The sequence below is a fragment of the Paenibacillus sp. FSL R5-0378 genome (genome assembly GCF_038009285.1).
In the GTDB taxonomy this organism is placed as follows: domain Bacteria; phylum Bacillota; class Bacilli; order Paenibacillales; family Paenibacillaceae; genus Paenibacillus_AQ; species Paenibacillus_AQ favisporus.
Genome location: NZ_JBBPAY010000001.1, coordinates 233,269 through 251,004, shown reverse-complemented (window position 1 = coordinate 251,004; position 17,736 = coordinate 233,269). Strand labels below are relative to the sequence as shown.

General features: G+C 58.9%; 15 protein-coding genes. 12 read left to right on the top strand and 3 right to left on the bottom strand.

Translation table 11 applies throughout. From position 1 onward, the window contains the following. Positions 1 to 59: 59 nt before the first annotated feature. Positions 60 to 920: a sulfate ABC transporter permease subunit CysW gene (cysW, locus tag MKY74_RS01110; RefSeq protein ID WP_076172808.1), complete on the top strand. Its 861-nt coding sequence runs from the start codon at positions 60 to 62 to the stop codon at positions 918 to 920. Between the two features lie 125 nt (positions 921 to 1,045). After that, positions 1,046 to 1,264, top strand: a complete 219-nt coding sequence (locus MKY74_RS01105; protein ID WP_076172809.1) for a YezD family protein — start codon at positions 1,046 to 1,048, stop codon at positions 1,262 to 1,264. A 235-nt stretch (positions 1,265 to 1,499) separates the two neighbouring features. Here MKY74_RS01105 and MKY74_RS01100 read toward each other — a convergent pair whose 3' ends face one another. Then, the gene (locus MKY74_RS01100) at positions 1,500 to 2,363 is read right to left on the bottom strand and encodes a hypothetical protein (RefSeq protein ID WP_076172810.1); all 864 of its coding nucleotides are present in this window, start codon (positions 2,361 to 2,363) and stop codon (positions 1,500 to 1,502) included. 416 nt (positions 2,364 to 2,779) lie between these two features. Next, positions 2,780 to 3,430 carry an MgtC/SapB family protein gene (locus tag MKY74_RS01095; RefSeq protein ID WP_076172811.1) on the bottom strand — a complete coding sequence of 217 codons (651 nt, stop codon included), beginning with the start codon at positions 3,428 to 3,430 and terminating at the stop codon, positions 2,780 to 2,782. A 173-nt stretch (positions 3,431 to 3,603) separates the two neighbouring features. Between MKY74_RS01095 and MKY74_RS01090 the strand changes: the two genes are divergently transcribed. From MKY74_RS01090 to MKY74_RS01080, 3 genes are all read left to right on the top strand, one after another. Beyond that, the gene (locus tag MKY74_RS01090) at positions 3,604 to 4,326 is read left to right on the top strand and encodes a DUF421 domain-containing protein (RefSeq protein ID WP_076172812.1); all 723 of its coding nucleotides are present in this window, start codon (positions 3,604 to 3,606) and stop codon (positions 4,324 to 4,326) included. A 79-nt stretch (positions 4,327 to 4,405) separates the two neighbouring features. After that, the gene (locus MKY74_RS01085) at positions 4,406 to 5,038 is read left to right on the top strand and encodes an NAD(P)-dependent oxidoreductase (protein ID WP_076172965.1); all 633 of its coding nucleotides are present in this window, start codon (positions 4,406 to 4,408) and stop codon (positions 5,036 to 5,038) included. Positions 5,039 to 5,198: 160 nt separating this feature from the next. Next, on the top strand, positions 5,199 to 6,827 hold the full coding sequence (locus tag MKY74_RS01080; RefSeq protein ID WP_084203984.1) for an NAD(P)H-hydrate dehydratase: 1,629 nt from the start codon (positions 5,199 to 5,201) through the stop codon (positions 6,825 to 6,827). Between the two features lie 25 nt (positions 6,828 to 6,852). Here the strand turns inward: MKY74_RS01080 and MKY74_RS01075 are convergent, their stop codons facing one another. After that, positions 6,853 to 7,323 carry a hypothetical protein gene (locus tag MKY74_RS01075; protein ID WP_076172813.1) on the bottom strand — a complete coding sequence of 157 codons (471 nt, stop codon included), beginning with the start codon at positions 7,321 to 7,323 and terminating at the stop codon, positions 6,853 to 6,855. 362 nt (positions 7,324 to 7,685) lie between these two features. Here MKY74_RS01075 and MKY74_RS01070 point away from each other — a divergent pair, with 362 nt between their 5' ends. The 7 genes from MKY74_RS01070 to MKY74_RS01040 all read left to right on the top strand — a co-directional run bounded on the left by MKY74_RS01070 (position 7,686) and on the right by MKY74_RS01040 (position 17,692). Then, positions 7,686 to 8,621, top strand: a complete 936-nt coding sequence (locus MKY74_RS01070) for a carbohydrate ABC transporter permease (protein WP_076172814.1) — start codon at positions 7,686 to 7,688, stop codon at positions 8,619 to 8,621. Positions 8,622 to 8,642: 21 nt separating this feature from the next. Beyond that, on the top strand, positions 8,643 to 9,479 hold the full coding sequence (locus MKY74_RS01065) for a carbohydrate ABC transporter permease (protein WP_076172815.1): 837 nt from the start codon (positions 8,643 to 8,645) through the stop codon (positions 9,477 to 9,479). 273 nt (positions 9,480 to 9,752) lie between these two features. Beyond that, positions 9,753 to 11,144 carry an ABC transporter substrate-binding protein gene (locus MKY74_RS01060; RefSeq protein ID WP_076172816.1) on the top strand — a complete coding sequence of 464 codons (1,392 nt, stop codon included), beginning with the start codon at positions 9,753 to 9,755 and terminating at the stop codon, positions 11,142 to 11,144. A gap of 71 nt (positions 11,145 to 11,215) precedes the next feature. Next, complete coding sequence (locus MKY74_RS01055; protein WP_076172817.1) at positions 11,216 to 13,021, top strand: sensor histidine kinase; 1,806 nt, start codon at positions 11,216 to 11,218, stop codon at positions 13,019 to 13,021. Further along, entirely contained in the window at positions 13,014 to 14,657 is a 1,644-nt protein-coding gene (locus tag MKY74_RS01050; RefSeq protein WP_076172818.1) for a response regulator transcription factor, read from the top strand. Before MKY74_RS01055 ends, MKY74_RS01050 begins: the two co-directional genes overlap by 8 nt. Positions 14,658 to 14,690: 33 nt before the next feature. Beyond that, on the top strand, positions 14,691 to 16,550 hold the full coding sequence (locus MKY74_RS01045) for a heparinase II/III family protein (protein ID WP_341011512.1): 1,860 nt from the start codon (positions 14,691 to 14,693) through the stop codon (positions 16,548 to 16,550). 2 nt (positions 16,551 to 16,552) lie between these two features. Next, positions 16,553 to 17,692: a glycoside hydrolase family 88 protein gene (locus tag MKY74_RS01040; RefSeq protein ID WP_076172819.1), complete on the top strand. Its 1,140-nt coding sequence runs from the start codon at positions 16,553 to 16,555 to the stop codon at positions 17,690 to 17,692. Positions 17,693 to 17,736 lie beyond the last annotated feature (44 nt).

The window sequence follows — 17,736 nt, the reverse complement described above, 5'->3', positions numbered from 1 at the left end:
TAATCTGGCCCGGACTATACCCTATGCTCAAGTGTCACTAAGAAAAGGAGGGCTTCCCTATGGCAGGTACCGTGCCCATGACTTCCGTTCAAACGAGTGCCCAGGCTTCGCCGGCCACGACAGAAGCGGCCTGGGTGAAATGGCTGCTAATCGCGGCGGCCGGGCTGGCGATGCTGTGGCTGATCGTGCTGCCGCTGCTCATCGTCCTCACCGAGGCGCTCAAGAAGGGATGGGATGTGTACGTCGTAGCTCTCGCCGATCCAGATGCGCTGTCCGCCCTGAAACTGACGCTCATCGTTGCGCTGGTGACCGTTCCGCTGACCACGGTGTTCGGCATCGCCGCGGCCTGGGCCATTACTAAATTCAAGTTTCGCGGCAAAGGGGCACTGATCACGCTGATTGACCTGCCCTTTGCGGTGTCGCCCGTCATCGGAGGGCTGATCTTCGTGCTCGTGTTTGGGGCGAACGGCTGGTTCGGCCCCTGGCTGAGCGACCACGATATCAAAATCATCTATGCCGTGCCGGGCATCATCCTGGCAACGCTGTTCGTGACCTTTCCCTTCGTGGCGAGGGAATTAATCCCGCTGATGGAGGACCAGGGCACCCAAGAGGAGGAGGCGGCCGTAACGCTGGGCGCACGCGGCTGGCATGTATTTACCCGGGTGACGCTGCCGAATATCAAATGGGGCCTCCTGTACGGGATGATCCTGTGCAACGCCCGCGCTATGGGGGAATTCGGGGCGGTGTCGGTCGTCTCCGGGCACATCCGCGGACAGACGAATACGCTGCCGCTGCATGTTGAAATTTTGTATAACGAATACCAATTCTCGGCGTCATTTGCAGTGGCATCGCTGCTCCTGCTGCTGGCGCTGGTCACTCTTCTTTTTAAAAGTTGGCTGTCGTGGAAAAATGCTCATTGACAGCGATTTTACCCGCGTGATAATGTTAAACCATACTAATTTGGTTGGAAAAGAAGGATTATTATTACATTCATCCCCAATGGCTCATATTCCTTAAAATCCAGGAACTAAAGGAGGCGTCAATTGTGGCAAAACCTCTTATCGTTGATGAAGTATGGAAGGAACGTATTGCGAGTCAGCTGAACGATATGGAATTCGGTTCGCTTCACATCGTTGTGCATGAGGGACAGATCGTGCAGATGGAGCGGACGGAACGCAAACGGTTCGAGAACACGCCGGGCAGCTCCGTGAAGGCGGCAGCAAGAGCCGAGCGGAGGACCGGAAGAGAGTCCGGGCTGCGCTAGCCGCGACGCCCCCCGTCAGCATGACGAACGGACAATAAATAACCCCGCTGAATGCCTTACCTTCCATCGTGGAAGGGGCAGGACAGCGGGGTTATTTTTTTAAGAGATCAGAAAGTATAAGTTTCGGAGCTCCTGCTTCCTGATCTCGCAAGAAAAAATTCCAACGGAAGAAGCGCCAACTCTATTCCACAAATGGAACGAGGGGGGAGGGCCGCAGGACGCAGGCTGTGGAGACTCAGCGATCCTTCGGATTCTCTTCGTTGTCTTGGGTTACTTCGCGGTGGCCGGCATAGGGCCGGTTCCGGCGGCTGGGCTTGGGGTTCAGGTTAAAGCCGAACAGGAACAGCACCACCTGGACGGCCAGTATGTAAGGTGCCGCGGTCAAACCGAGCAGATGCAGAAGCGCCACCGCGGCGATGATCAAGGCGAGCAGCCGGTACAGAATGCCCGGCGTATCCCTTCGGGTATCCATGATGACCCAGTACAGGAAGAGCGTGGCCGCGAGGCATGAAATGAGCCGCGTCCACAGCTCAAGGCTTGTCCACGACAAGGCGGCGGCGCCGCTGTCCTGAAAGCCGTTATACAGCTGGATGAACCAATACAGGGTGAGGACCAGAGCGGCGAAAGGAACCGCTGGACGGATCATTCTCCAGAAGCTGGTGCCCCAGCCGGGATTGTCTATTTTGCGGATCAGCACCGATTGTTCATGAATCCGCCGGTGGATTTCCCGGTCCAGCATTTTCTGCAGCATCAGGAGCCGGGAGAAATCCCGTTCGCGTATGTAAGCATCGATCATGTCCAGCAGCTCCGGAGTCATCAGCGGGGCCGCCTTGCATTCCTGGAGCAGCTGGACAAGCTGGTCCGGCTCCTGGGCGCCGACATGGGCGGCTTCCACTTCTTCGCCAAGGACGCCCTGCGCCCGGCTGTACAGGGCAAGGGTGCGCTGCAGCAGCTCCAGCCGCGCGGCGGCCTCGGCCCTCAAGGAACGGGATGTGCGGATGTACAGCCAGAGGAAGACGATGACCGCGAGCCCAGCTACGATCAAATTCGACTCCGTTCCGGTCAGCCGGTCAAGGCCGGCCTGTAGAGCAAGGGACAACAGCGCCACCTCCCTTCATTCATTATTATTTTATCAAGATCAGGAATTTCAAAGGTGAAGCTGAATGATTCAATGATCGCAAGAAAAACTTCCGCTAAACGTGGTCTGTCTCCTGTGGATTTGCATCAACAGCTGTTTTTCTTTAGATCATGGAATTTCAAACTTTAGGCGAAGCAAGAAAAACTCAATGATCGCAAGAAAAACCTCCGCTAAATGTGGTCTGTCTCCTGTGAAGTTTCATCAATAGCCGTTTTTCTTTAGATCATGGAATTTCAAACTTTAGGCGAAGCAAGAAAAATTCAATGATCGCAAGAAAAACTTCCGCTAAACGTGGTCTGTCTCCTGTGAAGTTTCATCAATAGCCGTTTTTCTTACTATTGCATAACCTTTCCGGGATTTCAACAGGTTAACCTGCGCTACTCGAGGTTTGCGGATAATATATGGGGCAGCTCATCGAGCTCCCGCAGCAGGTCCTGCAGCGTCCCGTTATGCTTGGCCCTGGCCTTGATGTTCAGATGATACAGGCTGCTGTCGCCCGGGTCTTGTTCGAGCTGGTAGGAGGTCACTGCGATTTTACGCGCCGACAGGCGCTCTAGAATCGGCTTCACGGACTCCTTGTCGTCCAGCTCAAATGAAATGCTGAGCGCTTTGCCGGTTTTGAATATGCTCAGCAGCTCCAGGCCGATCATGACGAGAATCGTGGCGCTGATCCCGGCGGCATACATGCCCGAGCCGATGGTCAGGCCGATGCCGGATGTAGCCCACACGCCGGCCGCGGTCGTCAGGCCGCGCACGCTTTTCCGCTCGATAATGATCATGCCAGCACCTAAAAAGCCGATGCCGCTGACGGCTTGGGCGGCGACCCGGCTCGGGTCGAGCGCCACGTGGTCGTGGTCCATAATGTCGAAGAAACCGTACTTGGATACCAGCATAATTAATGCGCTTCCAACCGCAACGAGAAAGTGGGTGCGCAGCCCCGCCTCCTTGGCCCTCAGCTCCCGCTCAAGGCCGATTACGGCTCCAAGCAGGCCAGCCACGGCCAGCCGGACGATAAATTCACCAATCATGTGACAACAGCTCCTCTCCATGCTACAAATGTTTTTGCAACCATCCACCGTCCCTAAAGTACTGCTCCCAGGTAACATTACCCATTCCGCCCGCCGATGCCAATCGGGATTTTCAGCCCCGCCCTGAATTGGGTAAGTATTGAGCAAACGATGAGACACGGGAGGCGGAGGTTATGGATTATGGCATGATCACCATAAAATTAATTACGGGATTCATCGGCTTGTGGCTGATGACCCGGATTCTCGGGAAAAAGGAAATTTCCCAGCTAACCCCCTTCGACTTCGTCTCCTCGCTTATGCTGAGCGAGCTGGTGGGGAATACGGTATACCAGAAGGACGTCCACTATGGCCAGCTCCTGTTCGGACTGGCGGTTTGGTTTATCCTATCGTATTTATTTGAAAAAGTCACCCAGTATGCACGCCGAACCAGGGGGCCTTTGGAGGGTACGCCTTCCATATTAATACACAACGGGAAAGTGGATATGCGGGAAATGAAAAAGAACCGGCTGGATTTTGAGCAGCTGCGCATGATGCTGCGTCAAAAGGATATTTTTTCCCTGCGCGAGGTTGCTTATGCCATCTTTGAAACGAACGGCTCGCTCAGCGTTCTGAAGAACGCGGATTTTGAGGCGGTCCAAAAACAGGATCTGGATCTGGATACGGATCCATCCGGCCTGACCTATAATCTGCTGGAGGATGGGGATTATAACGACGACAAATTGCAGCAGATCGGCAGAGACCGGAATTGGCTGGCGGCCATGCTGAAGGAAAAAGGCTTCAGCGATCCCGGCAAGCTGGCCTATGTCGAATGGGAGGAAGGGAAAGGATTATACGTTTTGCAGCATAACCGGGATGGGCAGACGGGGAGCGGACGGCTGCAAAAAGCGGAAGGATAGCATGCGGAAGACAGGTCATGTAGAATAATAACAGGCATAACAGCGAAGGAGACAATAACCTATGGAAACGATCAATGCAATGCATATTACGATATTTGGAGCCAGTGGACAGGTCGGAAAAGCCATCGTTCGTGAGGCGCTGAAGCGCGGGCACGGAGTCACGGCCGTCGTGCGGGATCCCGCCAAGCTGACCGAGGAGCATGAACGGCTGAACGTGGTGACCGGAAACATTCTGGACCCTGTTTCGGTGGCCAGCGTATGCGAGGGGCAGGACGCGGTCATCAGCGCGTACGGTCCGACGTTTGGCGAGGAGCAGGAGCTGCTGGAAGCCGCGCGTTCGCTCATCGAGGGCGTGCAGCGTGCCGGCGTGAAGCGGCTGCTCATCGTCGGCGGGGCGGGCAGCCTGAAGACCGGACCGGACACGCTGCTGATGGATACGCCGGAATTTCCGCAGGAGCTGGTGCCGCTGGCCAGGGCGCATGCGGATGCATACGATATTTACAGACTGTCAGATCTGGATTACAGCTATCTCAGCCCGGCGGCGGTGCTGGAAACCGGACGGCGCACCGGCAACTTCCGGATCGGCATGGACATGCTCATCACCGATGAGATGGGCAGCAGCCGGATTTCGGTCGAAGATCTGGCCGCGGCCCTGATCGACGAAATGGAAGACCCGTATTTCGTCCGCACCCGGTTTACGGTAGCTTACTAGGTTAGCGACGGTTCTCCGCGGACGGGCTGCTTCTATATTAAGCATCCGGGCGGAGGCTGCCTTAGAATTGAACAATACGAGGGTCCCTTTAAAACAGCTGGATGACATCGAAGACAACCCCACATCTGTGGGGTTGTTTCATATAAGGAGGAGACGGCAGATGTATATCGTGACATCCGACGAAATGAGAGAGCTGGATCGCCGAACGATCGAGGAGGTCGGCATCCCGGCGGTGGCGCTAATGGAAAACGTCGGCAGAGCCATCGCGGAGGAGGTGATCCGGTGGTGCCGGGAGCGCCGTGATGTCAGCAGCGGCAGCCGGCAAGGCGCCGGGTCCCAGAGTGAGAGCCCGGGCGATCTTGTGCCGGCGGTGCAAGGAGACGCCGCGCTCCGGCTGGAGGAACCGGAGCGCGAGCATTGGCTCGTCCTTGCCGGCAAGGGCAACAACGGCGGGGACGGCCTGGTCGCGGCGCGGTACTTGCGTGAAGCGGGCATGCGCGTCACGATCGTTTACGCTGTAGAGCCCGGCAGCCTCACCGGCGAGGCGGCCCTGCAGCGGGAAGCGGCCCGCGCATTGGGCATCCCGGTGCTCGTCCACGGCGAAGACGACGTGGACTTCACCGCCTGCACGGGCATCGTGGATGCCCTGCTCGGCACCGGCAGCCGCGGTGCGCCGCGCGGCGCCTACGCCGAGCTGATTGCCGCGGCGAACGGCAGCGGCAGGGACATCGTGTCGGCGGACATCCCGAGCGGGCTGGACGCCGACACGGGGGCCGTGCACGATCCCTGCATCCGTGCACGGCGGACCGTATGCCTCGCGTTCCTGAAGCGAGGCCTAGCGCAGTTCCCCGGCGCGGAAGCCGCCGGGGAGATCGTGGTGCGCGCCATCGGCATCCCCGCGCTGCTGTGCGCGCAGCAGAACGTCAGCACGTTCCTGCTGACGGAGGAGGTACTGCGCACGCGGCTTGGGGTCGATACGGCGCGCCGCCGCTCGCCGGACGGCCATAAAGGCACGTACGGCCACGTGCTTGTAGCGGCGGGCAGCCTGCCGATGAGCGGCGCAGGCCTGCTCTGCTCGCGGGCGGCCCTGCGCGCCGGCAGCGGCCTCGTCACCTGGGCGCTGCCCGGTCCGCTGCTGCCGCCTATGGCGGGCGCCGCGCCGGAGGTCATGCTCGCCTCGGCGACAGCCGCCGACTGGCACGAGGCCTCCGCCGCCCGCGTGCTCGAGCTGCTGGCCGGGCGCGACGTGCTCGCCGTCGGCCCCGGGCTGGGGCGCTTCGAGGGCGACGGACGCTGGCTGCGCACGCTCTGGGAGGAGGCGGCATGCCCGATGGTCGTCGACGCCGACGCGCTCAACATGCTGGCAGCCAGCGACGACCTGGACGCGTGGAAGCCGCGCCAGGCGGACACGGTGCTGACGCCCCATCCCGGCGAAATGGCGCGGCTGGCTGGCTTGTCCACCGCCGAGGTGCAGCGTGACCGGATTCGCCTGGCGTCCGAATACGCCAAGGCGCACCGGGTGACGCTGGTGCTCAAGGGCGCACGGACGGTCATCGCCACGCCGGACGGCGATGCGTTCGTGAACGCGACCGGCAGCCCGGGCATGGCGACCGGGGGCGCCGGCGACGTGCTGACCGGCATCATCGCCGGGCTGCTGGCCCAGGGCGCAAGCGGTCCGCAGGCCGCCGCGTTCGGCGTGTACCTGCACGGACTGGCCGGCGAAGCGGCGGCTCGGCGCCGCGCCCATCCGGCATCCCTCGTGGCGGGCGATATCATCGAAGCGCTGTAGCCGGCCGGAGCCGCAAAAGCAGCCGCTACAGAAAGCCCCAGCAGAGCAGGGGAACCAGCAGGGCGAAAATCAGCGTGATGAGCGAATCGCGCACAAACAGCTTTTTCCCGACGTAAAACAGCAGCACCGTACACATGCCCGCCACTGTGGAGGCGATATGGTCCGTTCCTGCGGCGTCATGTACATACAGCGCATAGAAGCACAAAAAACCGGCCGCCGCGTAGATCGAGATTTGTTTGTCCCTGGACAGGGGAGGCAGCACGTACAGCACAAAATCCGCCAGAATGGAGGCGGTCATCGCATAACCGTAGACCCAGTAGGACAAGGGAATGGGCAGATCGGTGTCCGATGCCAGAGGAAGCTGATCCTGAAGGGGCAGCATGCCGGAGAGTATCACCAGCAGGAGCAGGGTTAAGCCGGCCGATGCGAGCTTGTTCAGGGCGTACAGCCCCGATTTGAGCCTGGATGAGATAAAGGGGGAGCGGTCTGAATTCATCAAGTTTCTCTCCTTGCGATTCCATAGTACGTAGTACAGCATAATCGGATGCCGGAGCAAAGGTGACTGGGAATGTCACCTGCAGGCGGCAGAGGTTTTTAGCAGTGCAGGTTTGGAGTTCCGCTGCTGAAAAAAGTAAAAATTAGCGTGAATATGATCAAAATACCGTCAAAGCTGCTGACGGTATTTTTTTTATAATATCAAGTATAAAATCCTGAGCCATTGCTACCTGAGATTGCAAGAAAAACTTCCGCTAAACCCGGTCTGTCTTCTTTGAAGGCACGTCGATAGACGTTTTTCTTTTAATTAAATCAGGTTTTAAGGAATGCAGAAGAAACGGGGTGTGGAGCTTGGAACAACGAATGGAAACGGCCGCGGCAGCGCCGCCGGGCATAGGGAAACGCACCCGGAAGAGCGGCTCCCTTCAGCGGGGTGAAACGCTGTGGGGAATGCTGTTCGTCAGCCCGATGCTGCTCGGGGTATTCATCCTTGTGCTGTTGCCGATCGTCGCAACGATGGTGCTCGGATTCGCCGACTGGAACTTTGTGCAGGGGTGGAACGGCATCCGCTGGGTCGGGTTTGAAAATTTTCGAAATTTGCTTCATGATGACATGTTTATTAAATCGGTCCGCAATAATGTCATCTTTCTGCTGACCGTGCCGGTGTACATGCTCATTTCGATGGTGCTCGCCATCCTGATCGACCGGTTCGTATACATGAAGAGCTACTTCAAAGTCGCTTACTTCATGCCCTATATCTCGAGCGTCGTCGCGGTCGCCGTCGTCTGGCAGGTGCTGTTTCAGCCCTCCTACGGCCCGATCAACGAATTGCTCAAATCGATTGGGGTGGAGCATCCGCCAAAATGGATTGCCGATCCGCATTTTGCGCTGCTGTCGATCATGATGATTTCGGTCTGGATCTCCATCGGCTTCAACATGATCATTTATATCGCCGGGCTGCAGTCAATCCCGCGCGACCTGTACGAGGCGGCTGACATCGACGGCGCGAACGGTTGGACAAAATTCACCCGGATTACGGTGCCGCTGCTGTCGCCGACGTCCTTTTTCCTGATGGTAACGGGCATCATTTCGACGTTCAAAGTGTTCGATATTATAGCGGTGATGACACAGGGAGGCCCGGTGGGCTCTACGACGATGATGGTCTGGTACCTGTACGACACGGCATTCGTCAATTTGAAGGTGGGCTATGCTTCGGCGATCGCCGCCGTTCTGTTCGCCTTTGTTATGCTGATTACCCTTGGACAGTGGTCCGCCCAGAAGAAATGGGTCAATTACTAAGCGAAAGGAACTGAGCGGAAAATGACAACTACCGGGCCCGACTGGCGCAGGCTGGTCATCACCGCGGTCATGCTGGCGGTCAGCATCCTGTTTCTGATGCCGTTCATCTGGATGCTGGTCACTTCCTTCAAGATCGAAAAGGACGTCTTCGTCTACCCGATCCAGTGGATCCCAAGGAAATGGAACGCGGTGGCGAATTATAAAGAAGTATGGTTCGGCGATTACCCTTTTTATCTCTATTACTGGAACTCGATCAAAGTAAGCGTGCTGACGACGCTGATCTCCTGCACGGCGTCGGCCCTGGCCGCCTACGGCTTCTCCAAAATCCAGTTTGCCGCAGGGCGCTGGCTGTTCATGATCGTGCTGGTCACCTACATGATTCCGGGGCAGGCGATCCTGATTCCGCAGTTTATTTTATACCGCAACATCGGCTTGTTCGACAGCCATTTCGGCCTGATCATTCTGGGCAGCTTCAGCGTGCTGGGCACGTTCATGCTTCGTCAATTCTTTATGGGCATTCATCAGGAATTCATCGAGTCGGCGAAAATAGACGGCGCGGGCCATCCCCGCATCTTCTCCTCGATCGCGCTGCCGCTCGTAAAGCCGGCGGTGGCGACCTACGCCATTCTGCGTTTTATCTGGACATGGAACGATTATCAGAATCCGCTGATCTTTCTGCGGAGCGACCGGCTGTTTACGATTCCGCTGGCGATGCAGAAGTTTACGTCTTTAAGCGGGGAGTTCTACTCGCTGATTATGGCCGCGGCGGTATCCGCCATTTTCCCGCTATTGCTGATTTTTATCATTGGGCAAAAAAACGTCATCGCAGGTATCGCCCTCGGTGGAGTCAAGGGCTAGCATCCGTCAAAATAGCAGGATCAACGGTCAATTTAACGTCATGAGCCGGGGGAACGGCCCCGGTATAATCAAAGCGTCAGATACGGGAAAACGCAGCCGGCAAGCGGTGGGCATACGGAGGAGGTATACGGAGCACACCGAGGCATGCGGAGGCACACGGACGCAGGCGGATAAGCGGGCAAATGGCCCGAAGCCGGTGTCCTGTTAGCTGTATGGCAGTTGGCGGTAGAAGCATTTTCACGGCAAGCATAATCCAAGGGAGGTTATTGAGGGATGAAGAGAAAAAGATGGCTTACCGGCGCGGCAGCCGGCATGCTGCTGATCAGTTTGCTGTCAGGCTGCGGGGGAAGCAGCGGCGGCGGGGATAGCGAAGGGGCGGCGTCCGGCTCCGGCGGATCAAGCGGCGGCCAGGACAAGGTCAACCTGAGATTATACACCTATGGAACCGAGGAAGCTTACAATTGGAGCAAGACGCTCAAGGCCTACGAAGACGCCAACCCCGGCGTCACGATCGAGCTGGTGCAGCTCAGTGAAAAAGGCGATACGCAGGAGGCTTCCAAGAAGCTGGACCTGGAGGCGGCGTCCTCCGCACAGATGGACATCCTGATGTTCAGCGATCCGGCCGGATACGCTCAGCGCGTAGCTTTGGGCATGGCGGAACCGCTGGACGACTACATTGCCAAGGACGGTTATAAGGAAGAGACGGATTATAAAGTCGATACCCGCCTGAACGGCAAGGTGTATGCGCTGCCGGGCAAGTTCAACCCGTGGTATGTGCTGTTGAACAAGGACCATTTGGATGAAGCGGGCTTGAGCGTGCCGACAGATTGGACGTGGGACCAGTTTGCCGATTATGCGAAAAAGCTCACCAAGGGCGAAGGCGCAAGCAAGCGCTACGGCACGTACTTCCATGGCCCGCAGGGCGGGGGCTGGCTGGAATTCCTGAAGCTGAAGATGGAGAATCAGCCGGAAAACTCCGACTTTCTCAAGGCCGACGGCTCCTCGAATCTGGATGATCCCAATTTCCGGGCGACGCTGGAACTGCGGCTGAAAATGGAAAAAGAGGACCAGTCCTCCGTTCCGTATACCGATATGATTTCGCAGAAGCTCAATTACCGGACGCAGTTTTTTAACCAATCGGCGAGCATGATCGTGATCGGCAGCTGGATGAATACCGAAATCGGCGGGACGGATAAGGTACCGCTGGAGTTTAACGTCGCCGTGGCGCCGTTCCCGAAAAACAAAGAGGGCGATCCCACGGGCATCACCCCGGTCACGACCGATTATGTCGCTGTCGCCGCAAAGTCCAAGCATAAGGAAGAAGCCTACAAGTTTGTGCGCTGGTACACGACCGAAGGGCAGACGGTCCAAGGTAAAAATATTCCGGCCTGGAGTCAGGTGAAGAGCGACCAGGTGGAGCAGATCATCGATACGATCCTCGCCGGCACGAAAACCCCGGAGAAGGTCGACAAGAAGTCATTGGTCGACACGCTGGTCGCCTCGAAGGCATCGGCGATCGTACCGCCGGCGTCCTACCAGGCCGAAGTGTTCAAAGCGGTCAACGAGGAATACGAGAAGCTGATCCTCGGCAACCAGGATATCGATGCAACGGTGAAAAACTCGCAGGAGCGCGTGAACAAAATCATCGAATCCAACCAAAAATAATTTTGGTATAATATGATCCAAAAACGGGGGACGGCGATTTCGTCCCTTTTTTGTACCCTGGGGGGACCATCATGATCAACCGGCTGCGGCACTTGGCGCTGCGCTCGATCCGCCACAAGCTCATCTTTGCATCGATTGTCTGCATCGTCGTTCCCGCGGTCATCAGCCTGATCGTATACAACGGCTTATCGCGGGAGGCGGTGAAGCGGCAGGCCGTATCGAACGCGAGGGATTCGCTGCAGCTGGTGGCCGGATCCGTCACGAACCTGCTGTCCAGCAAGCTGAACATTGCCAATTACATTCAAGTCAATTCCGGTTTGAACACCTATTTCAAGCAGGTCGCCTCAGGCAATGAGGAGAAGGATCCGTACCGCCGGTTTACCGATGCGAACCGGGTGCTGGAGCAGCTCGACAGCCTGACGGTGGTCGGCGAGCAGACGTATGTGACCGTGCTGCTGACAAACGGGGCGTATTACATGAATTATTCCGTAAGCGATTACAATCCGCCGGACCTGACCCGGCAGCCCTGGTTCAGACAGATGAAGGAGCTGAGAGGGCTGGAGTCTTATTGGACCGGGCCTGAGCGAACCGTCTATGTGCAGGATCAAGCCGATCACCCTTACCAGCTATCCATAGCCCGGTCGCTGCGGCTGGCCAATTCGGAAATTTACGGCTATGTGGTGGTGTCTTGGGTGGAGGATCAGGTTAGCGGCATCTTTGACCGGCTCTCCAAGGGAAACCGGGTGCTGATGGTAGACAGCGCGGGCACGATCGTATCGGGACCGGCCGGCCAAATCGGCAGGAAGTTTGCTTATGTTGATCTGAACGAGGGAACCAAGCCGTATTCGATTGAACGGATCGACGGGGAGAAGTTCCTGGTAGTGGAGCAGGAGATTCCGATGAACGGCTGGCATCTCGTGCTGATGCAGCCGTATCAGGACGCAATCGTGGACCTGAATGCCATCTTCAGCAAAGTATTTCTGTTCGAAATGATCTCGTTCTTCGTGTTCCTTCTGCTGCTGATCGTGCTGGTGCGCAGGTTCACGACGCCGCTCGTCCGGCTTGGCAAGGTAACGAACGCGGTGCAGCGCGGCAACCTGGACGTGCGTTCAGGCGTTGCCGGCAACGATGAGATCGGGCGGCTCGGACTGCTGTTCGACCAGATGCTGGACCGGGTCAAAGAGATGATCGCCGAGGTGTCGGACCACCAGGCCCGCAAGCGAAGGGCCGAGCTTAAAATGCTGCAGGCGCAGATTCATCCCCATTTTTTGTTCAACGTGTTAAATTCCATCCGGATGAAGGTGATGAAGCGCGGCGATCCGGAGAGCGCCAAGATGATCGGCTCGCTGTCGGTCCTGCTCCGCATGACGATCAGCCGCGAGGACGACGAAATTTTGCTGCATGAGGAGATCGACCTGATTTCCCATTACGTCGCCCTGATGAACCTGCGGCAGAAGGAGGAGGCCGTGCTGCAGCTGGATATTGACCCGGAGGCGTTTCTGATCAAAGTGCCGCGCTTCTTCCTGCAGCCCCTGGTCGAAAATGCGATGATTCATGGGCTGAGCCGCCAAGCAGGCACGATATCGATCCGGGCGGTGACGGAGGCGGAGCGGATCATTCTGACGGTCGCTGACGACGGCGCGGGAACGGAAGAGGAGCGGAGGCAGGAGCTGATGCGGATCCTGAACGGAGCCGCCTATGAAGCGGAGCCTTCGCCGTCAAGTGGCTCCTTTTCAGGCATTGGCCTGCCCAATGTGGCGGAGCGGATGAACATGATGTTCGGCGATGGCTTCAAGGCTTGCGTGAACAGCGGGCCGGGGGCCGGAACCGTGATTGAGATGCATATTCCACGGAAGGAGGGGCTGCGGGATGTATAATGTCATGCTGGCTGACGATGATTACCCCGTGATTGAGCTGCTGTCAGAGACGATCCGCTGGGAGGAGCTCGGGCTGAGGCTGATGTCCACCCACGAGAACGGATGGAGCGCCTGGGAGCAGGCCCAGCGCCAGACCCCGGATATTCTCATTACGGATATCGGGATGCCCAAGATGGACGGCTTGGAGCTGTCGGGACGCATCCGGGAGCTGAATCCCGCCGTGCGTATCGCCATTTTGTCCTGTCACAGCGAGTTTCAGTATGCGCAGCAGGCCGTCCGTCTGAACGTACAGGACTATCTGCTGAAGGACACCCTTGACCCGGAGGATCTGGTACAGCGGCTCACCCGGTTCAAGCAGGCGATGGATGAGGAGAAGCAGGCCGGATGGGAGCACAGCCGGATGAAGCGCATGTATGATGAGGCGAAGGAGCTGCGGAAGGAACAGAGTCTGAAAAACCTCATCGATCTGCCCCTGCTGTCCCCGGAGAACTGGAGGAAGGAAGCAGCGGAGTACGGCCTGCTCCGGGAAGGCGAGCACACCCTGCCGGTCGCTGGATTTCTGGAGAACTACCGGCAGGTGAAATACCGCTTCTTTTCGGATCAAACGCTGCGCTTTGCCGTCGGCAACGTCATGAAGGAAGTGCTGGAGAACTTTGCACCATACGGGGTACACGCGGGTTACGATGCCAGAACCTGGCTGCTGTTTTTCTCCGGCAAGCCGGGGCTCCATCGGAATTTTTATGAGGAAACGGCGCAGATGCTGAAGGAAATCCAGTCCGCGCTGCGAAAAGTACTTAAGGTTGACATGTCGCTGTGCATCGGCGAGCCCTGCGCTTCGCCGGAGAGCTTGAAGCAGGCGCTCGGCGGTCTGCTGGCCTCGGGCGGGCTGCGTTTCTATCTGGAACCCGGAGAGACGGTGAAGCTGCGCGCATCAAGGCCGAAGCTGGAGCCGGAGCCGGAAGGGGATGACCTGCCGCCGCAGGATCTGTTCAGCTTCTACGATGAGGCACTTGGCGAGCTGCGCGGGGCCTTGCTGGACCGGGAGCCGCAGGCGATCCGGTCGGCGACGGCGGCCTGGACCGCGAGGATCCGCAAAGAGCGGTATCCGCCGGAGTCGGTGAAGGATTGGATCCTCAAGCTGCTGCTCGATTTGAAGCTGAAGCTTCAAGCCATCCCTTCCGTTTCGACGGCATCGTCCGCGGATACGCTCCACAAGGAAATCGCGGACATCGATTCGCTTGCAGATCTTCATGCCTGGCTGAACGGGCATTTGGAGTCGTGGGCGGCGACCGATTTTGGCGGACATAAGTCCGGCAGACGGCCCGAGATTACCGAAGCCTGCGTGTACGTCACGCGGCGGCTGCACAGCCGGATTTCGCTGGACGAGGTGGCGGAGCACCTCCACATGAACACCAGCTACTTCTGCCGGCTGTTCAAGAAGGAGACGGGCAGCACCTTTATCGAATACGTGACCCGGCTCAAAATGATGCGGGCCCAGGAGCTGCTGGACCGGACGGGAGCGACCGTCGGGGAGATTTGCGAGCAGCTGGGCTATGACAATCAAAGCTATTTCATTAAGACATTCAAATCTTATTCCGGCGTGACCCCGGTCGAATACCGGAGCCGGCTGCGGTGAGACTTGGACCGCATAAGAGAGGAGGATTCGCAATTGCTGGAATCATCATCCCGTCACGAGCAAGGAAGTCCGTCCCTGAAGGAAGTGGCTCATGACATGGTTCCCGCCGGGTTGGACCTGTATTATCCGGACGGCGACGCGGCCCGTTTCTGGCAGAAGGTCCGGACCTCGGACCTGTATGAAGCGGACCGGCGTGAAATTCAGGCGGAAGGTCAGCGGCTGCTTGGACTGCCGCTGCCAGTATTAACGTACTCGCTGTATGCCGACTTTGCCCGCACCGGGCGTCGGCTGGGGTATGAGCGGGTGTATTTCGAGCGGCGCCGCCGGCTGAACACCTTTGCGATTCTGACGATGCTTGAGCCGGAGCGGGATGAATACCGCGAGGCACTGTGCGATACGCTGTGGCTTATTTTGGAGGAGTATACCTGGTGCCTCCCCGCCCACCTGGGGGAAGGGGACGCCGGGGGAGAGATCGATTTGTTCAGTGCCGAAACCGGCTTTGCGCTCAGCGAGCTGCTGTACCTGGCGGGCGACGATCTGCCGCCCCTGATCCGGAGCCGAATTCGGGATGAAGTGCATCGCCGCCTGTTCGAGCCGTATTTGGCCCGGGAGTATCACTGGGAGTCGGCCGTACATAACTGGTCCGCCGTGTGCGCCGGTTCGATCGGCGCGGCGGCGCTGCTACTGCTGGAGGATGCGGACCGTTTGGCGGCCGTTCTGGCGAAGGCGGAGAGAAGCATGAACTGCTACCTGACGGGGTTCGGTGAAGACGGCGCCTGTCAGGAGGGGCTCGGGTACTGGAATTACGGATTCGGTTATTTTACGTATTACGCCGATCTGCTCCGGAAGCGGTCCCGTGGACGGCTGGACTGGTTCGCCAGCGACAAGGTCCGCCGCATCGCGCTGTTTCAGCAAACATGCTTTCTTGGCGGAAGCGCGGTGGCGAACTTCTCCGACTCCAGGCCAAGCGGCAGCATTCAGCCGGGGCTGTCGGATTATTTGGCCGGCCTGTATCCCGAGTTCCAGCGGCCGCCGGCCCGCCTCCGGGCTGCGTTTACGCAGGATCACTGCAGCCGCTGGGCGCCGGCCATCCGGAATCTGCTGTGGCGGAGCGGGGAGCCGGCCCAGAGCGAGTGGGGGCCGTTCTTCGGCTACCTGCCCGACGCACAGTGGCTCATCTGGCGGCATGCCGGCCCCGGCTGCGCGTTCGGCTTTGCAGCCAAAGGCGGGCATAACGCCGAGCCCCACAACCATAACGACCTCGGGCAGTTCATGCTGTACGGGGACGGCGAGTTTTTCCTCGCCGACCTCGGCAGCGGGGAATACACGAAGTCGTATTTCGGACCGGAGCGCTACACCTACGACTGCAACGGCTCGCAGGGGCACAGCGTGCCGATCGTCGGCGGCCAGTATCAGGCCGAAGGAGAGGACAGCCGGGCGGTGGTCGAAGAGGCTTATGCCGATGAGGCTGGAGCTGTGTTTGGCGTGGACCTCACGCAAGCTTACCGGTACGCGGGGCTGGAAAGCCTGCGCCGTGCGCTCCGCTGGGAGATGCAGGGCGGGCTGCCGAGTCTGGCCCTTACGGACGAGTATCGGTTTGCAGGAGCGCCAAGCTCGGTGGTGGAGCGTTTTGTCACCCGCGTCCGGCCGCGGCTTGCGGGGGACCGGATCGAGCTCCAAGGATCAGGAGAGCAGGGCTTGAAGCTGATTATGCGTTATGACGGCGGGATGCTCTCGCCGGAGATCACCCGGCGGATGTTTATGGACCATGACGGATGCGAAGCCGAATGGTACACGATCGATTTGACGGTCCGGAAGCCGGAGCCCTCCATCCGGGTCGCCGTCACCTTCGAGTTTGAGCCCAATGACAAGGAAAGCGGGGATCGGGAGTGAATATGACGGAACAGGCCGCGCAAGCGGTATGGGTAAATGAAGCTTGGGGCAAGGCGCTGGATAAAGTCCGGCGCACGAGCCAGCGCATCGGGGCGGGATTTCCCCATGCCAGCCCAAACGGCGAGTATGTGCTGGAACCCCCGCACTGGTGGACGGCGGGCTTCTGGCCGGGGCTGCTCTGGCTGCTGTATAACGGCAGCGGGGACGAGCGTCTGCGGGGAATCGCCGAGGAATGCGAGGCCCGGCTCGATGAAGTATTGGACGGCTACACCCGTCTCGACCATGACCTCGGATTTATGTGGACGCTGACGAGCCTGGCTTCCTACAAGCTGACGGGAAGCGAGGAGTCGAAGCGGAGGGCGCTCAAGGCGGCGAATTACCTGGCCGCCCGCTTTAATTTGAAAGGCCGGTTCATCCGCGCCTGGAATCCGTGGTCCGCAGGCGAGGACAATGCCGGCGTCGCCATCATCGACTGCGCCATGAACGTGCCGCTGCTGTTCCAGGCGTCCGCCATGACCGGCGATCCGCGGTACCGCCACGTCGCCGAGGCGCATATGGACACGGTGGCCGCCGACTTTGTCCGGCCGGACGGCTCCGTGTACCACATCATGCGCTACGACCCGGACACGGGCGAGCGCATCGGCGGCCTCGGCGGCCAGGGTTATGCGCCGGAGTCGGCCTGGTCCCGCGGCACGGCCTGGGCCATCTACGGCCTGACGCTGGCCTATCATCATACCGGCAAGCAAGCCTATCTGGACACCGCCAAGCGTGTCGCCCACTTCTTCCTTGCCAATCTGCCGGAGGACCACGTGCCGCACTGGGACTTCCGGGCGCCGCTGGAAGAAAGGCAGTACCGCGACTCCTCGGCCGGCGCGTGCGCGGCCAGCGGGCTGCTCCTGCTGTCGGACCAGGTGGGTGAGCTGGAAGCAGCCGTCTACCGTGAGCCGGCCGCGCGCATGCTGGAGTCACTGTACGTGAACTACGGCGCTTTTGACGATCATGCGCAGGAAGGCCTCATTTTGCATGGGACGAGCCATTATCCGAACCAAACGAATGTGAACGTGCCGCTGATTTACGGCGACTTTTTCTTCGTGGAAGGCCTCGCCCGGCTGCAGGGGAAAGGACCGTTTTATTGGGAATAAGCGGGCGTTGTATTGCGGCGTATGGGCGATTTGAACGTGCAAGG

Coding starts and splice junctions, on each gene's coding strand:
- cysW (WP_076172808.1), top strand. CDS start 60: ATGGCAGGTACCGTGCCCATGACTTCCGTTCAAACGAGTGCCCAGGCT.
- MKY74_RS01095 (WP_076172811.1), bottom strand. CDS start 3,430: ATGATTGGTGAATTTATCGTCCGGCTGGCCGTGGCTGGCCTGCTTGGA.
- MKY74_RS01090 (WP_076172812.1), top strand. CDS start 3,604: ATGGATTATGGCATGATCACCATAAAATTAATTACGGGATTCATCGGC.
- MKY74_RS01085 (WP_076172965.1), top strand. CDS start 4,406: ATGCATATTACGATATTTGGAGCCAGTGGACAGGTCGGAAAAGCCATC.
- MKY74_RS01080 (WP_084203984.1), top strand. CDS start 5,199: ATGTATATCGTGACATCCGACGAAATGAGAGAGCTGGATCGCCGAACG.
- MKY74_RS01075 (WP_076172813.1), bottom strand. CDS start 7,323: ATGAATTCAGACCGCTCCCCCTTTATCTCATCCAGGCTCAAATCGGGG.
- MKY74_RS01070 (WP_076172814.1), top strand. CDS start 7,686: ATGGAAACGGCCGCGGCAGCGCCGCCGGGCATAGGGAAACGCACCCGG.
- MKY74_RS01065 (WP_076172815.1), top strand. CDS start 8,643: ATGACAACTACCGGGCCCGACTGGCGCAGGCTGGTCATCACCGCGGTC.
- MKY74_RS01060 (WP_076172816.1), top strand. CDS start 9,753: ATGAAGAGAAAAAGATGGCTTACCGGCGCGGCAGCCGGCATGCTGCTG.
- MKY74_RS01055 (WP_076172817.1), top strand. CDS start 11,216: ATGATCAACCGGCTGCGGCACTTGGCGCTGCGCTCGATCCGCCACAAG.
- MKY74_RS01050 (WP_076172818.1), top strand. CDS start 13,014: ATGTATAATGTCATGCTGGCTGACGATGATTACCCCGTGATTGAGCTG.
- MKY74_RS01040 (WP_076172819.1), top strand. CDS start 16,553: ATGACGGAACAGGCCGCGCAAGCGGTATGGGTAAATGAAGCTTGGGGC.